The sequence below is a fragment of the Paraburkholderia sediminicola genome, from assembly GCF_046026855.1.
GTDB lineage: Bacteria > Pseudomonadota > Gammaproteobacteria > Burkholderiales > Burkholderiaceae > Paraburkholderia > Paraburkholderia sediminicola_A.
The window spans coordinates 34,573-56,512 of the sequence record NZ_JAQQET010000007.1; the positions used below are offsets into that span (position 1 = coordinate 34,573).

Annotated in this window: 20 protein-coding genes; 8 read left to right on the forward strand and 12 right to left on the reverse strand. The window is 62.3% G+C overall.

What is annotated here, in order from left to right:
* Nucleotides 1–92: 92 nt before the first annotated feature.
* The 7 genes from PQR40_RS09640 to PQR40_RS09670 all read right to left on the reverse strand — a co-directional run bounded on the left by PQR40_RS09640 (nucleotide 93) and on the right by PQR40_RS09670 (nucleotide 7,511).
* Nucleotides 93–821, reverse strand: a complete 729-nt coding sequence (locus tag PQR40_RS09640; protein WP_408508873.1) for a FadR/GntR family transcriptional regulator — start codon at nucleotides 819–821, stop codon at nucleotides 93–95.
* Nucleotides 822–976: 155 nt separating this feature from the next.
* Nucleotides 977–1,186, reverse strand: a complete 210-nt coding sequence (locus PQR40_RS09645) for a hypothetical protein (RefSeq protein WP_408508874.1) — start codon at nucleotides 1,184–1,186, stop codon at nucleotides 977–979.
* Nucleotides 1,187–1,320: 134 nt separating this feature from the next.
* Nucleotides 1,321–1,953: a response regulator gene (locus PQR40_RS09650; RefSeq protein WP_408335304.1), complete on the reverse strand. Its 633-nt coding sequence runs from the start codon at nucleotides 1,951–1,953 to the stop codon at nucleotides 1,321–1,323.
* The gene (locus PQR40_RS09655) at nucleotides 1,946–3,580 is read right to left on the reverse strand and encodes a response regulator (RefSeq protein ID WP_408229803.1); all 1,635 of its coding nucleotides are present in this window, start codon (nucleotides 3,578–3,580) and stop codon (nucleotides 1,946–1,948) included. The genes PQR40_RS09650 and PQR40_RS09655 overlap by 8 nt, the downstream gene beginning before the upstream one ends.
* 258 nt (nucleotides 3,581–3,838) lie before the next feature.
* A complete protein-coding gene (locus PQR40_RS09660) occupies nucleotides 3,839–4,945 on the reverse strand; it encodes a porin (RefSeq protein WP_408508875.1) in 1,107 nt (368 codons plus the stop codon).
* 91 nt (nucleotides 4,946–5,036) lie between these two features.
* The gene (locus PQR40_RS09665; protein ID WP_408508876.1) at nucleotides 5,037–6,365 is read right to left on the reverse strand and encodes a uracil-xanthine permease family protein; all 1,329 of its coding nucleotides are present in this window, start codon (nucleotides 6,363–6,365) and stop codon (nucleotides 5,037–5,039) included.
* Between the two features lie 30 nt (nucleotides 6,366–6,395).
* The gene (locus PQR40_RS09670) at nucleotides 6,396–7,511 is read right to left on the reverse strand and encodes an aryl-sulfate sulfotransferase (RefSeq protein ID WP_408387674.1); all 1,116 of its coding nucleotides are present in this window, start codon (nucleotides 7,509–7,511) and stop codon (nucleotides 6,396–6,398) included.
* A 104-nt stretch (nucleotides 7,512–7,615) separates the two neighbouring features.
* On the opposite strand from PQR40_RS09670, the gene PQR40_RS09675 reads away from it, so the two are divergent.
* Entirely contained in the window at nucleotides 7,616–8,572 is a 957-nt protein-coding gene (locus PQR40_RS09675) for a LysR family transcriptional regulator (protein ID WP_408229790.1), read from the forward strand.
* A gap of 100 nt (nucleotides 8,573–8,672) precedes the next feature.
* Complete coding sequence (locus PQR40_RS09680; protein WP_408508877.1) at nucleotides 8,673–9,131, forward strand: GNAT family N-acetyltransferase; 459 nt, start codon at nucleotides 8,673–8,675, stop codon at nucleotides 9,129–9,131.
* On the opposite strand, the gene PQR40_RS09685 is transcribed toward PQR40_RS09680, so the two are convergent.
* Nucleotides 9,121–11,292 (reverse strand): tetratricopeptide repeat protein, encoded by a 2,172-nt coding sequence (locus PQR40_RS09685; RefSeq protein WP_408508878.1) that lies wholly within the window; start codon nucleotides 11,290–11,292, stop codon nucleotides 9,121–9,123. The two genes, PQR40_RS09680 and PQR40_RS09685, sit on opposite strands and share 11 nt — an antisense overlap.
* A 287-nt stretch (nucleotides 11,293–11,579) precedes the next feature.
* Between PQR40_RS09685 and PQR40_RS09690 the strand changes: the two genes are divergently transcribed.
* The 6 genes from PQR40_RS09690 to PQR40_RS09715 all read left to right on the forward strand — a co-directional run bounded on the left by PQR40_RS09690 (nucleotide 11,580) and on the right by PQR40_RS09715 (nucleotide 18,677).
* Complete coding sequence (locus PQR40_RS09690; RefSeq protein WP_408508879.1) at nucleotides 11,580–11,981, forward strand: DUF2946 domain-containing protein; 402 nt, start codon at nucleotides 11,580–11,582, stop codon at nucleotides 11,979–11,981.
* A gap of 83 nt (nucleotides 11,982–12,064) precedes the next feature.
* Complete coding sequence (locus PQR40_RS09695) at nucleotides 12,065–14,443, forward strand: TonB-dependent receptor (RefSeq protein ID WP_408508880.1); 2,379 nt, start codon at nucleotides 12,065–12,067, stop codon at nucleotides 14,441–14,443.
* Between the two features lie 135 nt (nucleotides 14,444–14,578).
* Nucleotides 14,579–16,090, forward strand: a complete 1,512-nt coding sequence (locus PQR40_RS09700) for a PepSY-associated TM helix domain-containing protein (protein ID WP_408508881.1) — start codon at nucleotides 14,579–14,581, stop codon at nucleotides 16,088–16,090.
* Nucleotides 16,091–16,126: 36 nt separating this feature from the next.
* Entirely contained in the window at nucleotides 16,127–16,576 is a 450-nt protein-coding gene (locus PQR40_RS09705; RefSeq protein WP_408508882.1) for a copper chaperone PCu(A)C, read from the forward strand.
* A gap of 155 nt (nucleotides 16,577–16,731) precedes the next feature.
* Nucleotides 16,732–17,502 carry a DeoR/GlpR family DNA-binding transcription regulator gene (locus PQR40_RS09710; RefSeq protein WP_408508883.1) on the forward strand — a complete coding sequence of 257 codons (771 nt, stop codon included), beginning with the start codon at nucleotides 16,732–16,734 and terminating at the stop codon, nucleotides 17,500–17,502.
* Nucleotides 17,499–18,677, forward strand: coding sequence for an MFS transporter (locus tag PQR40_RS09715; protein WP_408508884.1), 1,179 nt, complete (start codon nucleotides 17,499–17,501; stop codon nucleotides 18,675–18,677). Before PQR40_RS09710 ends, PQR40_RS09715 begins: the two co-directional genes overlap by 4 nt.
* On the opposite strand, the gene PQR40_RS09720 is transcribed toward PQR40_RS09715, so the two are convergent.
* From PQR40_RS09720 to PQR40_RS09735, 4 genes are read right to left on the reverse strand one after another with little or no spacing between them, the layout of a single operon-like run.
* Complete coding sequence (locus PQR40_RS09720; RefSeq protein WP_408387688.1) at nucleotides 18,674–19,390, reverse strand: methyltransferase family protein; 717 nt, start codon at nucleotides 19,388–19,390, stop codon at nucleotides 18,674–18,676. The genes PQR40_RS09715 and PQR40_RS09720 overlap by 4 nt on opposite strands.
* Nucleotides 19,391–19,395: 5 nt before the next feature.
* On the reverse strand, nucleotides 19,396–20,733 hold the full coding sequence (locus PQR40_RS09725; protein WP_408387690.1) for a VWA domain-containing protein: 1,338 nt from the start codon (nucleotides 20,731–20,733) through the stop codon (nucleotides 19,396–19,398).
* A 47-nt stretch (nucleotides 20,734–20,780) separates the two neighbouring features.
* On the reverse strand, nucleotides 20,781–21,410 hold the full coding sequence (locus tag PQR40_RS09730; protein WP_408229756.1) for a TadE/TadG family type IV pilus assembly protein: 630 nt from the start codon (nucleotides 21,408–21,410) through the stop codon (nucleotides 20,781–20,783).
* A gap of 1 nt (nucleotide 21,411) precedes the next feature.
* Nucleotides 21,412–21,930, reverse strand: a complete 519-nt coding sequence (locus PQR40_RS09735; protein WP_408229753.1) for a TadE/TadG family type IV pilus assembly protein — start codon at nucleotides 21,928–21,930, stop codon at nucleotides 21,412–21,414.
* Nucleotides 21,931–21,940: the final 10 nt, after the last annotated feature.

Genomic DNA, 21,940 nt, shown 5'->3' on the forward strand with positions numbered 1-21,940 from the left:
GACTTCGATTTTCTGGTGGGCTGCCGGGGAGCGGACGTACCGCGCCATTCGCATTGAGCGGCGCAGACTCAGCCGCCGCGTTCGGACAAGGCTTACGCCGGATACTGGGTCACGGTTTCCAGTACGCTCTCGGCGTCCGCGCGCGCATGGTCGAGCTGAACCAGGCTTGCCTGTCGCGCGCCGAGCGGGTCGCGGCTCTGGATCGCGGTGAGAATCGCCTTGTGACGCGGCAGCGAAAGCGCATGCGTGTCGGGATGACGACTCGTTAGCTTGATCGATTCCGACAGAGCGAGAGACAGCATATTGCCAATATAGGCCAGCAGGTCGTTATGGGTGGCCGCCATGATTGCGCGGTGAAACTCGAGATCGGGATCCAGTAGCGCGCTTGCGGTTTCCGCATGCTCCATCTGGTCATAAGCCGACGCAATGCGCGCAAGATCGTCGCTTGTCGCTGCGGTGGCGGCGAGTGCGGCCGCCGCGGGTTCGATCACGCGGCGCACGGTCAGAAGCGAACCGAAAAAATCGCCTTCCGGAACGCTGTTGATCGTCCAGTACAGAACATCCGGGTCAAGCATGTGCCACTCGGCGCGAGGCTTCACGACACTGCCGACACGCGGTTTCGACACCACCAGCCCTTTCGCCACGAGCACGCGGGTGGCCTCGCGCAGTACCGAACGACTCACGCCATAGCGTTCACACAGGACAGTCTCGGCGGGCAAGCGCTGACCCGGCTGTACCTTGCCGCTCACGATATCCATGCCAAGTTCCCGCACAATGCGACCATGCAGGCTCTTGCGCTGTTGCAGATGACGGTAGTCCATGATCAGCGATCGAGGTCGTGCCCGGCTCAGCCCTGTGCCGACCGGTGCGGCATTCTGAACGGCACTTGCCTTGCCGTCGACACGAATGCAGGTCCGCTTCGTGGCGATCCATTGTCGATTCAAGCATAGCACGCGACATCGGGGCCACTGATCGCTCAATGCGCCACGCCGAAGATCGCGCTGACAGCGTCCGCAGGTGTCAGTCCTACGTTGAAATAGCCTTCCAGCCTCACTGCGGTCGCGTCATCGAGTATGAAGGGCGGCCGAATGAAGCCGAGCGAGACCGCGTGGTCGTACCACCCGCTCATCCACGTGCGCAATTCTGTCTCGTGCCTCGACAGTCCACCCGTGTTGTCTGCGGTCATTCCGGGGTGCCCCCTGTGCTCATGGTTCCCATCAGATGATCGTGAGGTAGCGACAAAGATTATTTAGTCGGTAGCGGCGGATTGTTGATTCAGGAAACACTGGTTCAACCCTCAGGATTTCCTTAACGGCAGCGTCATTGCGTCACCAGACCGTGCCTGATCGCGTATCGGATCAGCTCGGCGTTATTGCTGAAGCCGAGTTTCTGCATGAGACGCATCTTATGGGTGCTGACGGTCTTGGCGCTGAGCGAACACGATTCTGCGACGTCGTTGAGGCTGTTACCGGCCGCCAGCATTCGCAACACCTGGAATTCACGGTCGGACAGAACTTCGTGGGGCGGTGCGTCGCCGGAATGCGTCTCGAAGACCATGGCATCGACCAGCTTCGGATCGATGAACCGCCCGCCGCCAGCCAGCTTGCGGATCGCGGCGAGAAGAATGTCGGGGTCGCTGTCCTTTGTCACATAGCCCGTCGCGCCGGCTCGCAGCGCGCGCGAAACGACCTGCGCCTCGTTGTGGATGCTTAACACCAGCACGGGCAGGCGCGGCTGTTCGGCACGCAGGCGCCGGATCAGATCGACCCCGCTGATCCCGGGCATCGTCATGTCCAGCAACACAAGATCGAATTGTTCCGTGCGCAGCCGCTCGAGCACTTCTGAACCCTGTGCGGCCTCGGCGGCGACGACGATGTCGCTCGTCGTCGCGATGATCTGTTTCAGACCGCCGCGCACGATCGCGTGGTCATCGGCGATCAGGACGTTAATCATGATGGTTGTCGCCTGCGAGCGGAATGTGAATGGAAATGGCCGTACCCATGCCCTGCGCACTATCGATCGTCATTGCTCCACCAATCAGGCGGGCGCGCTCCTGCATGCCAAGCAGCCCGTACGAATAACCTGCGCGCGCGGTTGCCGGATCAAAACCGCAACCGTCGTCGCTCACATGGAGGTCGAGCGTCGCCGTGGTGCTGGTCAGCGTTACGTCGACCCGCGCCGCATTCGCATGACGCCCAACGTTGGTCAGCGAAGCCTGAACAATGCGGAAAACGGCGGTGGCGTAGGCATCCGGCAACACCGGCTCGCCGCCATTGATGTGCAACTGGCACGGAATGCTGTTGCGCCGCACGAAGTCCTCGACCAGCCACTCCAGCGCCGAAACGATCCCGAAGTTCAGCGCCACCGGCCGCAAATGGTTCGCGACATTGCGGACCATCCAGATCGTTTTCTCGACGAGTTCGCGCATGTCGTCCGCCTTGCGCATCGCGTCGGGGTCTGCGCCCAGACGCATCTTCAGCAGCGAAACGTCCATCCTCAGAGCCGTCAACAGTTGCCCCAGTTCGTCGTGAACTTCCATCGCGATGCGCTTGCGTTCCTCCTCGCGAATCGCCTCCATATACGCGGACAATTCGCGCAATTGATTGCGCGACTCGAACAGCTCCTGCTCAATGCGCTTGCGCGCCGTGATGTCGTTCAGACCAACGTAGATCGCGGGGCCGTCGCCGAAGGTCGCCACGCGCGCGGTCGCCATGGCCCAGAACTCAGTGCCGTCCGCTCGCCGCATATGGACTTCGCTGTTGTTGAAGCTCCCCTCCTTGCACAGATGAGACACCAGCCGGTCACGGTCGCCGGGATCCACATAGAATTCGACGATGTTGGTCAGCATGCCCGTGCGTGCATCGAGACCGAACAGATCCCGCAGCGGTTCGTTCGCGTACAGGATATTTCCTTCGGGCATCGACGTAATGCATAACGGTATGGGACTCGTCTCGACAATGGTGCGAAAGCGCGCTTCGCTCGACTGCAGTTTTGCTTCGGCCCGGCGGCGCTCATCGACCTGAGCGGAGAGTCTGGCATTCGACTCCGCCAGTTGTCTCGTGCGCTTATCGACGCGCTGTTCGAGTTCATCGCGCACACGCGACAAGGCGGCCTCGGCCTGCTGGCGTACCGACACCTCGGTCAGAAGCTGCTGGTTCTGCGCGACAAGTTGCCGATGCATCACGCGCAAGGCCAGGTGGGTCTCGATCCGGGCCATCATTTCATTGACACGAACTGGCTTGGTCACGTAATCGACGCCGCCGGCCGAAAAACCTTCGATCATGTCTTCGCTGCCCGTCAACGACGTCATGAAAATCACAGCGATATCACGCGTGCGCTCATCTGCCTTGAGCCGCCTGCAGGTCTCGAAGCCGTCGATACCGGGCATCTTCACGTCGAGCAGGATCAGGTCCGGCTGCGAAAACAGCGCACGCGCAAGCGCCTCCTCGCCGTCGAGCGCAACGAGTACCCGAAAGCCGCGCGCCATCAGGCTGTCGACGACCACCCCGAAGTTCGCCGGCGTGTCATCCGCAATGAGGATCGTCGGACCTTCGCCGGCAGGTGTGTTCGGATCGCTCATGGCTCAGGTTCACATTTCAAATGTCGTTCAATCATCCTCGCGAGCGCTATGGTTCTGGTTTTGACTATTCTGCACGCGTTACGGAACCGGAAGTATGCGCCGCAGAGTCAGGAAGCCCGGAATATGGAGTAAGGAAATCCTGAATACCGGCCCGGCCGCGGCGCTCAGGTTGGGCATGCGGCCAGCAACGGGCCTTCCACCTCAGGCCCGGAAAGCGCGGTACGACGCGCACTGCGATCACGTCGCCCGTCGCCCAGTTCAGAACAAATGATGGATCCCGCTCAGAAACACCGTCTGCCTTCCACCTGACGCCGCGCCGATCCCGAGCGTGTTCGCCACTGCCCCGCCACCCGCGGTCTCGAACATCAGGTCCGCGTAAAGTTGCGTCGCTTTCGACAGTGAATACACGTTCGCCACAGTGAATTGCGTCCAGCGACGCCCGGCGAGTGTCGCGGTCCACGCGCCCGCCGCAATCTCCTCCGCAGGCGTCAAACGCACGTTTACGCCGCCGTCGACGGTGCGAAAGTGCTCGCTGCCGCCGTCCGACTGAATCCGCACATCCGTTGCGAGCGCATGCAACGTCACGCGTTCAAAGCGATACGAACCGCCGATGCCCATGTCGCGTACCTGTTTCGCGTTGAAGCTGGCGCCCGGCGCAAGCGCCTGCCCTTCGAACGAAGTCAGGCCGAGCCCATTGGCAAGCGGCAGCAAACGGTCGCGGTATTCGGAGTACACCGCCACCAGCTTGAGCGGCCCGTTCGTGTAGTTAGCGCCGAAACTGATGGTCCGCCCATTGGTGTTGCTGGCCGATGCGCCAGGAAATCCGTAGAGCGCGCCAAAACTCAGTCCACTGTAATTCACACTCTTCCATTTCACCGTGCTCGACAACTGCACCGGCAAGGTGCTGCCGAGACCATCGAGATTGCCGGGATGAAACGCGGAGAAGTCCCCGAGCAGTTGGCCCGTCGATACCGAGCCGAGCCAATCGAAATTCCAGTCGCTCTGACGGCCGAGCGTCACGGTACCGAACATCGGATCGGACATGCCGACGTAAGCCTGGCGATTAAAGAAGGTACTGGTGCTGGCCGACGCACCGGTCGTCGTGACAAAGCCGCTCTCGAGCCGGAACACGACCGATCTGCCTGCGCCAATATCTTCGACACCCTGGAAGCCGAAGCGGTCGGCTTGCAGCGTGCCCTGCTCCGCAATATAAGCGTGAGCACCATGCAGGTTGCTCACATAGCCGACACCCGCGTCGAGACTTCCATACAACGTGACACTGCTCTGGGCGTTGGCCGTCGTGGAAACGACGGGCGCAGCCAGGCACGCGACGACCGTCGCGCGGAAAGCGAAATTGGTTTTCATGGCGTATGGGTTGAAGCGTTCGAGGAAGGACGGCGGAGGGGCGTTGGTTCAAGCCCGGTGAAGCGCGATCAGATGCAATAAAAGCCGGACATCAGGTTGTCTGGATCTTCTCCGCGGACCTGAGGCGCCAAGTGCCGAAAAACAGATTGACGACGATGGCGGTGAGCGTCCCCGCCGCCATGCCGTTGCCCAATACGATCTGCGAATAGCCGGGGAACGATGCGTACACGTTCGGAACCAGAACCGGTATCAGCCCGACAACAAGCGCGGCGGCGAGCGTGTACTGATTGCCGCGTGCATGCAGATCGACCTTGCCGAGCAGATTGACACCCATCACGCCGATCATCGCGAAGACGATCAGCGCTGTGCCGCCCACCACCGGTGCGGGGATCGCGTAAGCGAAGCGGCCCAGCGGTGCAAACAGCGCGATGACCATCAGCATCGCACCGGCCGTTGCGGTCACATAGCGCGAGCGCACACCGGTGGTCTGCACGACGCCGATATTCTCCGCGCTCGTGATGATGAGCGAGGTGCCCAGCAGCGAGCCGAGCAACGACGCCACTGCATCGCCGCGAATGGTCCTTGGCACATCGCGGCGCATGTCGATCTTCCTGCCGGTGATCTCGCCGACAGCAACCGTCTGCCCCGTTGCTTCGGCCATCGAGATGACGCTGAAGATCAGCATCGGTAGCGCGGCAAGCAGGTCGAAGCGCGGCATACCGAAGGGCAGCAGCGTCGGCAGTGTGAAGAGCGGGCCGCTCCACATGCCGCCGGCCGGCATCAGCCCGATTGCCCAGCCTGCGCCCGTGCCGATCGCGAGGCCGATCAGCACGGCAAGGCGCCCCGCCGTGCCCGTGAACAGTCGCGCCACGGCCAGGGTGGCCACGATCGTGAGTAGCGCGAGGCCAAGCGACTGCGGCTGCGCAAAGCCCGGCGTTCCCGGCTGGCCGACGATGATGCCCGCATAGATCTTGATGAGACTCACCGACACCAGCAATAGCATCGTTCCCACCACCACACGCGGGAAAAACCGCAGACAGCGCGCGAATACCGGCAGTACGAGCCAGTAGAACAGGCTGGTGAGGATCGTCGCGCCCGCGGCGGTGCGCAGATCCGTCTGCGTGGCAATGACGGCGAAAAGCATGGCGGGCGCGCCGCCCGGCACCATGACGAAAGGCAGCCGTGAACCGATCGGCCCCACCCCGAGCGATTGCAACAGCGTGCCTGCGCCACAGGCAAAGAAGGTCGCACCAATCAGATGCACGGTCATGTCTGACGAAAGCGACAACATCCTCGACACCAGAAAAACCGCGGTAACGGGCGACGCCGCCATCGACAGGACATGCTGCAAGCCGAACAGCACGAGTTGCCACGCGGGCAAGCGTGCATCGACACTATGTGTGGCTGGGTCTGGATTCACGTTACCCCCGAGGGTTCGAAAACGCGGCGTTCAGGCGCGCAGCCACGGCAATTGCTCGCGGCTGTAGCGGAAGGTCTGGAAGACGCTGTTCAACTGGCCGGGGCCGGTTTTGCGCGCCGCTTCGTCCGGGTATTCGCCGAACCAGGGGATCACGTACTCCCACACCACTTCTCCCGCAGGCGTCACTTCGAAGAGGCGGCCCGTCGCGGACTCGGTGATGTGCGTGTTGCCGTTGGCGAGTCGCTGTGCGTTGCCCATGAAAGCGCTGTAGAACGCATTCACCATGTCGTCGGCGTACGACCACACCACCTCGTTGTTCGACGGATCGATCTCCAGCACACGCGAGAAAACCACGTGCGCACCGGTGCGGAAATTGCCGTTGTCGAACGTGAGAATGTTGCCGTTGGCGAGTGCGACGGGCGCGTGCTGGTGCGACACCACGCTTGGCGGAATGTGCATCGTGACGCCGCCCGTCTTGCGATCGACAGCGATAATGCCCGACGTGGTGCGCAAGCTCATCAGCACCTCACCTTTCGCATTCACGCCAAGCCCGTTCACGAGCGGCCAGTGATACCGGCCGAAACCGGACGCGATCGGAAAGTCCTTGGGGTTAAGGTGTTCCCACGCCTTCCATTCCCACACCAGCTCGCCGGCGCGATTCACTTCGCGGATCACGTCGGCATACATGACTTCGTCGGGGCCGTGCGCCGTACCGCCCGGCACGCGGTCGGCAAATCCTGCCGGCACCAGCGCGCACGCGGCGTAAAGCAGATTGCCGTTGGCGAGCCACTGCGCGTCATGGTGATGCGCCGGATCTTCGTAATGCCAGACCACCTCGCCCGCGGGCGTGACTTCGGAGAAATCGCCGCCATGCCACATCGACCACGGCGCGTAACGGTTTTCCGACTTAGCGTGGTTGCCGTTGTAGCCGAGATTGCCGTTGGGAAGAATCACCGCGTGGCGTCCGGCCCGCACGGGCATTTTCCACTCGTGAACCACGGCGCCGCCCATGTCGACGAGATAGACATGGCCGCCCGCCGTTTGCGGAGCAATGAGTGTGTAGCCGCCGGCCGACGCCTTCGGATCGTAAGCGATGAGACCAACGCCGCGGCGCCGCTGGGTAATTTGATCGACTGTCGTGGTCACGGTTCGCTCCGTTAAGATGATGAAGCGAAATCTAGGCTATCCGACCTGTCAATAAAACCTGATTATTCTTAACGGCCCGTATGGAAAAACCATACGCTCGATTTATGCGTCCAATATCGCAGACATTCCGTTGTTTCGACGAGGTGGTCAGACGCGGTTCGATCCGCAAAGCGGCCGAATCGCTGCACCTCACCGCGGCTGCGGTGCACCAGCAAATCCTCAACCTGGAAGAGCAGGTCGGTTCGCCGCTTTTCGACCGTTTGCCGCGCGGCATGCAACTCACCACGGCCGGCGAAATCATCATTGCTGCAGTGCGGCGCGGGCAACGCGATTTCGATAACGCGATGACTCAGGTGGAAGATCTGCGCTCGCTGCGTCGCGGGCATATCAACCTGGCGGTGTCGCCTTCGTCCGCCGAGCAGCTGGTGCCCGAAGCTATTCAGGCGGCCATGAAAAGCTATCCGGGGGTGACTTATAGCGTGCGCTCGGGCAACGGCGAGAGCATCCTCAAGTGGGTGGAGACCGGCGAAGCCGACATCGGCTATGGACTGCGCCGCAAGCCGCCGCCCGGCGTGGTGGAAGTGCGCGCCTTCTCGCAGCATCTCGGTCTCGTCACGGCGCCCGGACATCCGCTGACGAAACTCGGCAAGCGGCCCCGGCTGCGGGACTGTCTCGACTACCCACTCATCCTCATGACACCGGATACGGAACTGAGGGCAATGGTGGATCAGATCGACCACCGGGAACAGCGCAAGGCACGTCCGCTGGTGGAGACCAGTTCGGTTTCGATGGTGCGCCGGCTCGTGGCGGACGATGTCGGTATCGGCTTCCTGATTGCGGAGAATGTGGCGGAGGACGTGACGCTGCAGAAGCTCGCGTGGACTCCGCTCGCCGATGCAGGTGCGAAGTCGTTCAGTTGCCTCTATCAACGCTCGGACCTGACCACGACCGTCGCAATGAGCATGTTCCTGCAGTTTCTCGGCCACGCGATCGAGGTGACCGAGAGTCAGTTCCACTCCTCAGCGCAAGCGGGCCGCAAGCGTGTACAGCGGATTAAATGAGGAATCCGAAGACATCAGTGTTCGACCCGAACCCTGTTCGACTTAGGGCACGGCGCTATACTTTTGCTTCCTTCATCGCGGCATGACCCACAACTCCACCATGGAACACATTACTTTCCGGACCGCGGCATTCGCCGATCTTCCCGCCATCATCGGCCTGCTAGCGGACGATAAGCTCGGCAGCCAGCGCGAGACGATCAGCAACCCGCCGGACGAACGATATGTTGCCGCGTTCAAGGCCATCGAAGCGGACTCGAATCAGCAGCTCGTTGTTGCCGTCGACGCAGAGACCGTGATCGGCACACTGCAACTGTCGTTCATTCCCGGCATCGCTCGCCGAGGTGCATGGCGCGGGCAGATCGAAGCCGTTCGGATCGCCACGGCATATCGCAGCACGGGTATCGGCCAGCACATGTTCGAATGGGCGATTGCGGCGTGCCAATCACGCGACTGCGCAATCGTGCAACTCACCACCGACAAGGGTCGTCCGGACGCACACCGCTTCTATGAAAAACTCGGCTTCGTGGCCAGCCACGAAGGTTACAAGATCATTTTCTAGCGCTGCAGATTTCGGCAGCATGGTCGGCGGAGAATCGCTCCATACACGCCTGCCGCACTCGCTCGACGCTCACGGACCAGCCTTCACCCGTCGCCCGGCGAAACAGCCGCAGCGTGTGCGGATACCAGGGCGAATCGCTGCGCTCGTGCATCCAGCGCCAGTCGATATCGTTCTCCGGCAACATCACCCAGCACGGTTTGCCTAGCGACGCGGCCAGATGCGCCGTGGACGTATCCACGCAAATCACCAGATCGAGCTGCTCGATGATCGCGGCGCTGTCCGCGAAATCGTTCACCGCCGAGCCGAGCTCGAGCAGCGGCTGACCGGCGGGCGGGTTTTGCGCCTCATCCTCGCCCTGACCTTTTTGCAGACTCACGAAGCTCAGGCCCGGCACGCTCCAGAGCGGCGCGAGCGTGGCGAGCGTGGGTATCGACCGGTTCGCGTCGTTATGATGTTTCGCATTGCCCTTCCAGACCAGCCCGATTTTGCGGCCGGGCGGCATGGTCTTGAGCATCGGCTGCCACTTTTCGCCGAGTGACGGCTCGACCGTGAGTCGAACCGCGCGCGGAATCGTCTCGACAGTCGTACGCAAATGCAGCGGCGCGCTCAACAGACTCGTCCAGCAGTCGTAGGTGGACGCGGCTACGCGGACCATTGCCGTGTCGTGATCGAGCACGGCGTCGACACCGTCCACCGAGGCCATCAAACGGTGCAGAGCAGGCACGCACGCAAAAGCGATATGCGTGGCCCCTTGTGCCTTGAGCAAGGCGAAATAGCGGCTGAACTGAACCATATCGCCGAGCCCGTCTTCCTGCCAGACCAGCAGGGACTTGCCGGCAAGCGTGCCGCCTTGCCACTGCGGACAGCTCAACATCGCGCGCGTCTTGTGATGCACAAAACCCGGCTGGTCGTAGCGGCACTCGTACAAGCGCCAGCCCTCTTCAAAGCGGCCCATGCCGAGCACCATCACGGCCAGACCGAATCTGGCGTCGCCGTAATCGGGACGTAGTGCGAGCGCTCGAAGGTAAGCGGCTTCGGCTTCGGGCAGCCGCCTGAGTTGCGCCAGCGCAGTCCCGACGTTGTAGTGCGTCTCGGCCAGATCGGGACGAAGCGCGAGCGCCTGTGCGAAGGCCTCGATAGCTTCGGGCAAACGGTCGAGCAGACGAAGCACGCAACCCAGGTTGTTGTGCGCGTGGACGATGTCGGGCCGGCAGCGAATCGCCTCCCGGTAGGCCGCTTCGGCCTCCGGCAGACGCTCCATATTGAACAGCGCGAGCCCGAGGTTGTAATGCGCCTCCGCATAGTCCGGTCGATGCGAGATTGCGTCCCGGTAGGCCATTTCGGCCTCGGGCAAACGCTTGAGGTCCGCCAGCACCGCGCCGAGGTTGAGGTGCGCCTCCGCGTAATCCGGACGAATGGCCAGCGCGAGCCGGCATGCCAGTTCTGCTTCAGGCAGACGATGCGCGGCCTTCAGCACACTGCCGAGGTTATTGAGCGCCTCGGGATACTGAGGCTTGATGGTCAGCGCCTGCCGGTAAGCGGCGTCGGCCTCGGCAACGCGCCCGAGTTCCATGAGCACGTTGCCCAGATTGTTGTGCGCCTCGGCGTGCTCGGGCAGCCCGATCAGCGCCTGGCGATAGGACACCTCTGCTTCGTGCAGGCGGCGCAGTTCGTGCAACACGATGGCCCGGTTGTAGTGCGCCTGGGCATAGTCGGGACGGATCGCGACCGCCTGATGATAGGCCGCCTCCGCCTCGTCCCTGTATCCCATCCCGTAGAGCACGATGCCGAGATTATTGTGCGCGTCGGCCTGATCGGGCCGCAGCGCGACCAGTTGCCGGTAGACCGCTTTGGCCGCCGACAGTTGCCCGAGCGATTTGAGCAGCATGCCGAGACTGCTGTACACCTCAGCGTAGCCGGGTTTGGCGCGCAGGCATTGGCGCCAATAGGTTTCCGCGTCCGACAACTTGCCCAGCGCATACGAACAGGCCCCCGCGATGTTCAACGCATCCGCCCGCGCGTCTTCCGATACATCGGCGCGCGGTTCGAGGAGCGGCTTCACCAGCAACCAGGCCTCGGCGAATTGCCCAGCCGAGCAGAGCGACGCCGCTTGCTGATTAATGTCGGTTATCGAGGATGCGCGCGTCTGCGTGGGTGTCATGAGTCGTCATAGCTGGAGTCGGCGGCGTTCAGGCCGGGTCAATCGCATGTTTCACGCCCTGTCCGGCGTGCCGTGTATCCGCGCATTGACACGGGCATGCCGGAACGCCGGCATGGAAAGCCGAACATGTACCACGCAGCTTAAGGGAAACGGACAGGCGGTAACGCCCGGAAATGAGCGGGTTTCGGGCGTCTAATCCACCGCTATGTCCAATGCAATAAACGGAATCACACGAGAAAAGACCGCGCGGCAGTGCTAGAATCGCCCGCGTCTTTACCTTGACCATCATGACTCTACGCTCCCGCAACCGCATGACCGCATGGCTTGGCCTGATCGCCATGTGGCTCGTCGTGTTCGCGCCGGTCGTGAGTCAGATGCTGGTGTCGAACCGCGCGCACGAGCCCTTCGCCGCGCTCTGTTCGGCGCTACAGCCGGTTAATCAGAGCCTCGCGAGCCAGTCCACGCCCGCCAGCCCGGCGCCCGTCCATCTAAGCCACGACGACGCCTTCGGCGCATGCGGTTACTGCCACCTGCTCGAACATCACGTCGCCATGCCGAGCGTCGCGGCCGTCGAACCGTCGGCCGCGCTCGCGCTGACCGGCACCGCGCCGGCCGCCCTCTCCACCCGCTTCACGCCGCTCGGCGCGTTCCCATCCGGACGCCCAAGAGACCCACCTGCCGTTTCCTGATCGCTGTTGTTCCTGATCGCGCATCTCGTCGCACCTGCTGAGGGGGCGCGCGATCGCCTGTTCAATGCATCAAGGAAATGTTCATGTTCAACTTCCCTCTGCGAAGGCTGCCCTTTTGCGCCCGCCGCAGCGCCAGGCGCATTCCATCCGGTCGGCGGCCGCTGTCGTATTTTCCGGTTTGTCTGCCTGTGTTAGTTCCGGCGTTCGCGCCAGCATTCATCTCATCCCCGGCTTACGCGGATAACGCGCCCGCCGACGCCACGCTGCCCGCTGTCAGTGTCACCGCGAATGCCGTCGCCACCCCGCGCGCGGTCGACCCTAACCTGCCGGCCTCCGTTGAAACCGTAACGCGTGAACAGTTCGACAACTGGAACATCGTCAACACCGAAGACGTGTTGAAGTACATGCCGAACCTCGCCGTGCGCAAGCGATTTATCGGCGATCTGAATTCGATCATCGCCGTACGCGGCACGAGCAACACGCAGAGCGCGCGCGGCCTCGTCTATGCGGACGGTCTGCTGCTCAGCAATCTGCTTGGCAATAGTTATTCGTTTCCGCCGCGCTGGTCGATGGTGTTTCCCGACGAGATCCAGCAGGTCGACGTGATCTATGGGCCGTTTTCCGCGCTCTATCCGGGCAATTCATTAGGCGCCACGGTGCTCATCAGCACTCGCATGCCGAAGAAGTTCGAAACCGACGCCGACGTCAAAGCCTTCACCCAGCATTTCAGCCTGTTCGGTGTGAATCAGAATTTCAACGGCAGCGAAGCGAGCGCGTCGATCGGCGACCGGATCGGGAAATTCTCCTATTTGCTGGGCGTGAATCACCTGGAGAACACGAGCCAGCCGCTGCAATTCGCCACGCTCGCCAAGTCCAGCACGCCCGCGAAAGCCGGCGACACGCCAGTGACCGGCGCGTATTTCTACAACAACCAGACCAATACGCCGACCGCGGTACTCGGCGTGAACGGCGAAGGGATCGAACATACGGTGCAGGACCAGTTCAAGCTGAAGATGCAGTACGACTTCACGCCGACACTGCAGGCCGCCTTTACGCTCGGCTACTGGCACCAGACCTATAACAGCACGACATCGAGTTTTCTGCGCGACGCGAACGGCAACCCTGTATACAGCGGCAAGGTCGCGATAGACGGCTACGAATACACGATTCCGGCGGCCGCGCTCGCCCCGAGTCTCGGCCACAGCGAGAACTGGCTGTACGGCGTCACGCTGAAGACCCGCAACGCCACCGGCTGGAACGGCGAAGCGATCGCTTCGTATTACGACATCGGCAATAGCGTGGCGCGCACCGCGAATTCAGGGGCGCCGGGCAACGGCCCTGGCACGGTGATCTTCGGCGACGGCACCGGCTGGAAAACGCTCGATCTGCGCACCACCTACACGCCCGTCACGCCGCAAGCGGGGTGGACGAACCACGCGCTGAGCTTCGGCTATCACTACGACAACTACTTCCTCGATAACGAGAGCTACAACACGCTGAACTGGCGGGACGGAACGGCCACGTCATTTGCCAATGCGTTCGCCGGCAAAACGCAGACTCAGGCGCTGTATGCGCAGGATGCATGGCACTTCTTGCCCCGCTGGAAATTGGTCTATGGCGTACGGTATGAAGACTGGCAGGCCTACGGCGGCTCGCAAGCGTTGCCCGGCAAAGCCATTCCGTACGGCGACGCAAATCAGCATCACTTCTCGCCGAAAGCCTCGTTGTCGTTCGATGTCACCGACGATCTGATCTTGCGCGCTTCCATTGGCCGCGCTTATCGCTTTCCGACGGTGGGTGAGATGTTCCAGGGGCAAATCAACGGCTCGTCGATCATCAACAACAATCCGAATCTGAAACCCGAAGACGATCTCTCGAAAGAGCTGACCGCCGAATGGGCGCACTGGAATGGCGTGTTCCGCTTCTCGCTGTTTCAGGACGACGTGAAGAACACGATCTTCAGTCAGACCGATACGACCGTGATTCCGAATGTGACGAACTTCCAGAACATCGGCAAGGTGCGCTCACGTGGCGTCGAAACCAGCTACTCCGGACAGGATGTGTTGATACGGGGCCTCGATCTGCTGGCGAGCGTGGCGTACACGCAGTCGAAGATCATCGCGAATGCACAGAACCCGGCGACCGTCGGCAAGTACTTCTATCGGATTCCGTTGTGGCGCGCCAATCTCGCCGCGACGTATCACATCGACGAACGCTCGGCGCTCACACTGGCCGCGCGTTATTCCGGCCGCGAATACAACACGCTCACCAACACCGACACGAATCCCAATGTATTCGGCGGCACCAGTTCGTACACGGTTGCGGATGCGAAATTCACGTTCAAGCCGACAAAGCTGAGTGAAGTCGGGATCGGCGTGGACAACCTGTTCGACGCGCGTTACTTCGTCTATCACCCCTATCCGGGCCGCACGTTTTACGTCGAAGCGAAGCTGCGCATGTGAACGCGAACACGCGATTGGCACGCGCCATTTTCACTCGCCTTGTAGTCGATGCACTCGATGCACTCGCGAGCGGCAAACCAGCGCGTGCATCGCTGCGCAAACCGATCGACCCACTATCTGTTTCAGGAGGATTCCATGTCCACCACCACCGCTCAACGCACGACCTCGGCGGCAAGCACGGCGAGCGCCGGCTACCGCACGCTCTGGCGCTGGCATTTTTATGCGGGTCTCTTTGTGATGCCGTTCCTGGTCGTGCTTGCGATCACCGGCACGCTGTATTGCTTCCAGCCGCAAATCGAGCCGCTGCTTTACCCGCACCGTCTGATCGTCGAACCGCAAGCTGCACCCAGGCTGACCGAAGATGCATTGCTTGCCAAAGCCCGTACGGCCATGCCGGCCAATGCGCGTGCGGTGACCGCGCCCATCACGCGCGCACCGGACCGCAGTACCGAGTTCATTTTTCGTCTCGCCGACGGCGAAAAACAGAGCGTCTATCTGAACCCGTACAGCGGCGAAGTATTGGGCACGCTGAGCGTCGAGCGCCGCTTCATGCAGGTGGACCGCATGCTTCACCGCAAGCTGCTGCTCGGCAAGCCAGGCGAATTGCTGATGGAGCTGGCCGCATGCTGGACGCTGGTGATGATCGGCACCGGCGTCGCGCTCTGGTGGCCGCGCGAAAAAACTACTGCACGCGCGGCGCTGGTGCCCCGTTTCTCGCTACAGGGACGCCCGTTCTGGAAGAGCCTTCACGCCGTGATGGGTATCTGGCTCGCGCTCGGCGCGCTCGTATTCGTGCTGAGCGGTCTGCCCTGGACAGGTTCATGGGGTAAGCAGTTCAAGGCGCTCGCGACCGCCGCCAATCTCGGCGCGCCGCCGGGATCCTGGGGTGGCTTGCCATTGCGCTCCGTACTGCCAGGCGTGCACACCGATGCGCAGGCGGGCACTGCGGCGACGCCTGCGAAAACGCAGTTGGCGCATGCATCACCCAATGAACACGACGAGCACGACGCGCACCAGGCGAACATGGACTCGATGCCGGGCATGGTAATGGACGACCTGCCGTTGCCGCTCACGCCATGGGCCGTCGGCAACGCGCCGGTGCCGCAATCCGCTGATGCCCTCGCGGCCCACACGCTACCGCTTGGACGCATTGTCGCTTTGGTCGCATCGCTCGGTGTCCCGCGCGGCTACGACATCGTGTTGCCCACCTCCGCTACGGGGGTCTACACCGTCTCGTACTTCCCGGCCGATCCGAAAGACGAACGTACGCTGTACATCGACCAATACAGCGGCGCGGTACTGAAAGACATCCGTTACGGCGACTACGGCGCGATATCCAAGGCTGTGTCGTACGGCACATCGTTGCATATGGGCCGCTATTTCGGCCTCGCCAATCAGATTCTCTGCGCCTTGATTTCGCTTGGGCTCGCGGGGATGGCCGTGACCGGCTTCGTGATGTGGTGGAAGCGGCGGCCGCAGCGCTCGCTCGGCGCACCATCGCGCGAACGTGCCGCACCGCCGATGCGTGGCTGGAAAACCGGCCTCGTTCTGCTCGGCATCGTCTTCCCATTGATGGGCGCGACGCTACTCGCGGTATGGCTCGCCGACCGCACGATTCTTGGCCGCACCACGCGGCAACCTGCTTAAAGCCTCATTCCCGCAGTCAAAACCAAGGAGCACATCATGAAGATACCCCGCAAACTTCTACTCGCCGCGTTGCTGTGCGGTTCATCCATGCAGGCGTTCGCGGGCGCCGCGGCAACCGCGCACGTATCGGACTGCTGGATCCGTGCGTTGCCGGGCGATCTGCCATCGGGCGGCTATTTCAAGGTCAGCAACACGGGCGACCAACCGGTCAATCTCGTCGCTGTCGGCTCCGATGCGTTCGGCATGGCCATGCTGCATCAGACGCAAAGCCAGGGCAGCACGTCGTCGATGGCAATGGTCGATCAGGTGGCCGTGCCCGCGCACGGCTCGCTCGCCTTCGCACCGGGCAACTATCACGTGATGCTGGAGCATCCGAAACAGCCCCTCAAGATCGGCACGACGATCCCGCTGACGTTCTCGTTCGGCGACGGCGAAAAAGTCACCGCGGCTTGCACGGTAAAAAGCGCGGGCACGATGGCCCCGTGATGGTCCGGATGACGACCGAAGGGCCGTGAAAATCGTTCGGATGCCCCGTCAGCCGGTCATTTGCAGTGATCGCTCGTTTACGATATATTTTGCTCGATTATGATCGATTTGCAATCAGGCAAGGTAACGTCATGCAACGAACGCGACAGGACGCAATGGACGGGCTTCTGCCCGAAGAACGGGAGCGGCTGATTCTGGAACGGCTGCGGGCGCAGGGCCGCGTCCTGGCGTCCGAACTCGCGGCTGAATTCCAGACCTCCGAACACACGGTCCGCCGTCACCTGCGCGAGCTCGCCGAACAGGGCTATTGCAAGCGCGTTTACGGCGGCGCCCTGCTGATCTCGCCTTCCGGCAAAAGTGCGGAGCTCCGCATGAGCGAAGCGGTGGACCGCAAGGCTCATCTTGCCGCCGCCGCAGCGTCCATCGTCCGGCCGAAGCAGATCGTGTTGCTGGACACCGGGTCGACCAATGTCGCCATCGCTGCGGCGCTCCCGGACAATGCGGATCTCACCGTCGTAACGAACTCGCCGGAGGTGTGTGCACGCCTTCTCAACCGGCCGGGCTTCGACATCATTCTGATCGGCGGGCGCATCGCCCAGAGCGCGGCCGGCTCCGCCGGCGCCACCGCCTTGCTGCAGATCCAGCAGATCAAGGCCGATCTTTGCTTCCTGGGCGCCTGCGCGTTCGATCCAGATGAAGGACTCGCCGCGTTCGACGTCGAAGAGGCCGAACTCAAACGGGCGATGGTAAAAGCAAGCAGCCAGGTGGCGATTGCCATGACGTCGGAAAAGCTGATGACCACCGCGCCGTTTTCCGTTGCACCGGCATCCGCCGTGGACTATCTGTTCGTCGAACCAGATGTGACGGCCGAGCGGCGTGCCCTGCTCGAAGCGGTCTGCGATAACGTGATGGTGGCGCGCTCATGAAAACACTCGCCAAGCCGTTCGTGCTGCCGGCCACGAGGCCGCTCAAGGAGCGTGTGGCCACCCTCGGTGTGTTTCTCGCCAACGGATTCGGGATCGGCGCCTGGGCGGTCGAGGTGCCGCGCATCAAGGAAAGCCTGTCGCTGAGCGACACCTCGCTGGGCATCGCTTTGTTCGCCTTTGCGCTGGGCGCGATCGTAGCCATGCCGCTGGCGGGACAGTTGGCGCCGCGCTTCGGCAGTGGCCGGGCCACGGCGCTGCTCGGCGCGGCGTTTGTCGTGGCGCTGCCGCTACCCGCGTTTGCACCGAACCTGGCCACACTGTTTATCATGCTCCTCGCCCTCGGCGCGGCGAACGGCGCGCTCGACGTATCGATGAACGGGCACGCCAGCACGATCGAAACACAGTGGAAGTCGCCAATCATGTCCTCGTTTCACGCGGCGTGGAGTGCGGGCGGCCTGCTCGGCGCGGCGACGGGCGCCATGATCCAGAAAGGCGGCGTCGGCGTAATCAGCGGTCTTGTGTTGCCAGACGTGTTCATCGCCATCCTCATGGTCGCCGCCGCGCTGCTTGCGTTGCGCGATCTCGGTCCGCGCGCGGCCGCGTCCTCCAGTGGCCTTGCGTTGCCCAACGCCAAGGTGATGAAACTTGCCCTGCTCGCGTTCCTTTGCATGATGGTGGAAGGCGCCGTGGCCGACTGGAGCGCGGTGTATTTGCGCGCCACCTTGAGTGCAGCGGCCAGCGTCGCGGCGGTCGGCTATTCCGCGTTCGCGTTCTCGATGGCGGCGTGCCGCATCGTCGGCGATGTGTCCGTACGGCGCTTCGGTTCGAGCAAGGTGATCGGCTTCGGCGGCCTTCTCGCGGCGGCCGGACTCGCGCTGGTGCTGAGCCTGCCCAGCGTGCTCACGGCTTGCGTGGGTTTCGCGATGGTCGGCGTCGGCCTCGCGAATATCGTCCCGGTGATTTTCAGCGCGGCGGGCCGCTCGACCGTTACACCGGCTGTCGGTGTTTCGATGGCGGCCACGGCGGGTTATGCCGGTTTCCTGGTCGGTCCGCCGTTGATCGGACTCGGCGCGGGTTTGCTCGGCTTACGTGTGGCGCTATGCGTGCTCGTGGTGGCCACCATGATCGTCTGCCTGGCGGGCGGTAAAGCGGTGCGCAGCGCGAGCGTTGCCTAGAACACGCCTGGGATCACGCGATAACGTACGCGCCCCTTGTACGTCCGATACCCTTCGTCCGCCGATAGAAGCTGTTCTTCCCGCACGATTCGGCCCACCTGCAGTGCAAACTGGCAGCCATACACGAGCAGGTTCTGCAGACCGAAGTTCACCAGCAGAAAGCCGATGTCGGCGATGAAGTAACCGAGATACATCGGATGTCGCACAAAGCGATATGCGCCGCGCGATACAACACCGCGATTGGCCGGCAAGATGCCGAACGAGCGGGAGAGCGACCCCTTCGCGAACAGTTGCCAGAAAATGCCCAGCAACTGCAACGACGCACCCACTGTCTCCGGCACAAGTTGCGCGCCGGGCGAAAGGCGTACGGCCAGAAAGTAATACGTGCCGCCCATCGAAAAGATGAACGCGAGCGGCCGCCAGTCGCGTTTCATCGGCGCACGTGAGAACAGCGACAAACCGACCGTCACGCACGCGGCCAGCACCAGCAGGAGCAACGTGATCCGCGACGGCGCCGCGCACCACCGCATGATCGCGGCGTAGGCGAACAGACTCAGCATCGTCGCGGCGCCGAGCCGGGCCACGATTTCCACCAACGCGTGGCGCAAGCCGGTGGACGCGACCCTATCGGCTGCGAATGCTGGGGAGGCAACCGCAGCGTCCATAGCGATGAGAGCGAGCGGCAGATCTTGCAAGGATGTCGTGGGTGTCATGGCGCTCACCTGGAAATGCGGAGAATTTGCGAGGCCAGTTGCGAGAAGCATGGCTTCAGATCAGCCGGCGTCGCGGCGTAGCAAAACACGCCGACAGGCTGTTTCGGGTTGTAGCACCGGGCCAGCGAATCCGGCGTGTTAGCCATGCACTTGAGAACGTCCTCGCCCAGTTCGTTGTCCGGCCCGGCCGGCGCGACGAGTTCGGGTCCATAGCCCAGCGTGAACACATAGGTGCCCTCGATGCGCGCCTGCGCCGCCATCGCTTCGAGCAGATTGCGCGAGGCGCGATTGACGTTCACATAGGTGATGTTGCCGTTCGGCACGGCGCGCGGCGCGGTCACCGGCCAGACTGGGAAAATCTGCTCGTTGACGTTGTGCGCGTTGTACCACTTCGGCATCGCGGTGACGAGCCTGGTGACGTTACTTTGAAAGCACGGCGACCCCAGCGCCTGATTCAGCGCGGTCATGCTGTAGAGCCCCGACATCGTGCCTGCACTGTCAGGGCTCGCTATCGTCCCGGCCTTGTTATTGCAGCCGCCCTGATTCGTCGTGAAGAACGACGAGAAGCTGTTCGGCGCGCCGTCCGAGAAAAACACGATCACCCGCAAACTGGACGGCTGCGTGATCACCGTATTCAACTGGTTGCGCGCATTCCAGATCGCTTCAGCCGAGTTGGTGCTGCCATTGAAGGTGTAGTTGTTGATATCCGTGGTCATCGTCGCGCGGTCGAAGCCACGTGCATTGCCGTTGAACGGCACATCAACCACCGTGCCGTACGCGAAGTGCATTAGCGCCACGCGATCGTTCGTCACGTCGAAATTGTTCAGGAACGCCACCGCATTCGAGCGCACCGCGGCCGGCACGCCGGACGTGTTGAGCGAACCGGTGTTATCGATCACGAACGCCATATCCAGCGTCCTGCGGATCGCCTGTGAGGAGGCGCTCACGTTCAGCACCTTGAAGCCAAGCGTCTGCATGAACGTGACCGGCACGCTCGCCTGTGCCGTCATGCCGATCGTGACCGTGCCCGCGTTGAACACAATCGACGGCGTACCCGCCGCTACGCTCGAACCGAGAAAACCCGTCGGATAATTTGCCGCGAAGAAAGCGGTGGCCGCCTGCTGCGCGTTCGCGGTTTGTTGCGTCTGGTTGTTGCCGCGCGTGACTGCTTCGCCGGCCGCGATCACCGCGCCGTCGGTGGCGGCATCGAGCCGCGCCTTGATCATGTAGCCGAAGCCGGAGTCCACCACGAGCCCGATAATGCCCAGTAACGCGACCAGCGACACCGCCACGATAATGCTGACCGAGCCCTTCTGCCCCTTATGCACCGCTATTTTTTTCATTACATCCCCCGGCTTGCGTTTTTTATTTGAATCCATTCCTGCCTGAATCAGAACACCGTCATCGCGTAGAGGTTTGGCGAAAGCGCTGGTGTTTTGATGCTGCCCAGATTCAATGAGCCGATCAGCGGTGTCTGCAGATAAAACGTCTCGACCGCATAGGCGATCTGACCATCGGAGAGCTTGCCTTGCAGCAGGTTCACCACCGGCGACGTGGTCCCCGCCGCCGGAATGCCGCTGCAACTGCCCGTGCCGTCGGTCGCCCAGCGTGTGCCGCTGCTGCCGCAACTCCACAACTGGCTCGCCGGAAAATAATTGCCACCGTTCCAGCGATACTGGGCGACTACGACGCCCGTGCAGTTGTTGCCGTTGCTATCGCAGTTGTTGTTGCCCATAATCTCGGTGACGTAGATCATCCCGTGCGCGTCCATGTTCAGCGGCGGCGTGGTCGAGGTCAGCGACGACATGATGGTCTGCATCGGATACGTGAGCGACGCGCGCGACGACAGGCTCGCGCCTTCGCGGCTCACGTTGATCAGAATCATCTGCGCCTGGATGTTGCGCGCGATGTCGTACACCGGCAGCGCGAGTGCAACCAGCATCGGCAGCAACAACGCCATTTCCACGCTGACGATGCCTCTGGCTGCGTGGCGGCTTCTTCGCAAGGAACGTGTGCGCATGTCAGAAGCCCTCGTTACGCATCGTCGCCGCGACGCTGAAGCTGAACTTGCCATTGGCAAAGAACGGCTTGACCAGCGGCGTCAGCAGCGGCCAGATGCAATTGATCTGCAGCACGACGATGTCGCCCGGATTACCGAACATGCCGGTGCTGTAACTCGTTTGCGTGTTGTAGGTTTGGGTTGCGCCGTTGATGGTGATCACGTAACTCGGCGAGACGAGCGAGTAGAGACCCATCGAGCTGTTCCTGATCTCCTGCACGATCGCCAGATAACGCTGCTGATTGGTCGCGTTCGGATCGAGGTTGCTTTGTCCCGTTACCGAGTAACGCGCGCCTTCCCGCACTGCATATTGCATCGTCAGATTGACCCATAGCGCGATGCCCATGTCCATCGCGATGCACAGCAGCAGAAGCAACAGCGGCGCGAGCAGCGCGAATTCGACCGTGACTACGCCGCGCTGCCTGCGTGCTTTGTCCCGTTGCCTGGACTTCAGGAACTGGGGTTTCGGGGTGGTATTCACTTGACCTCCT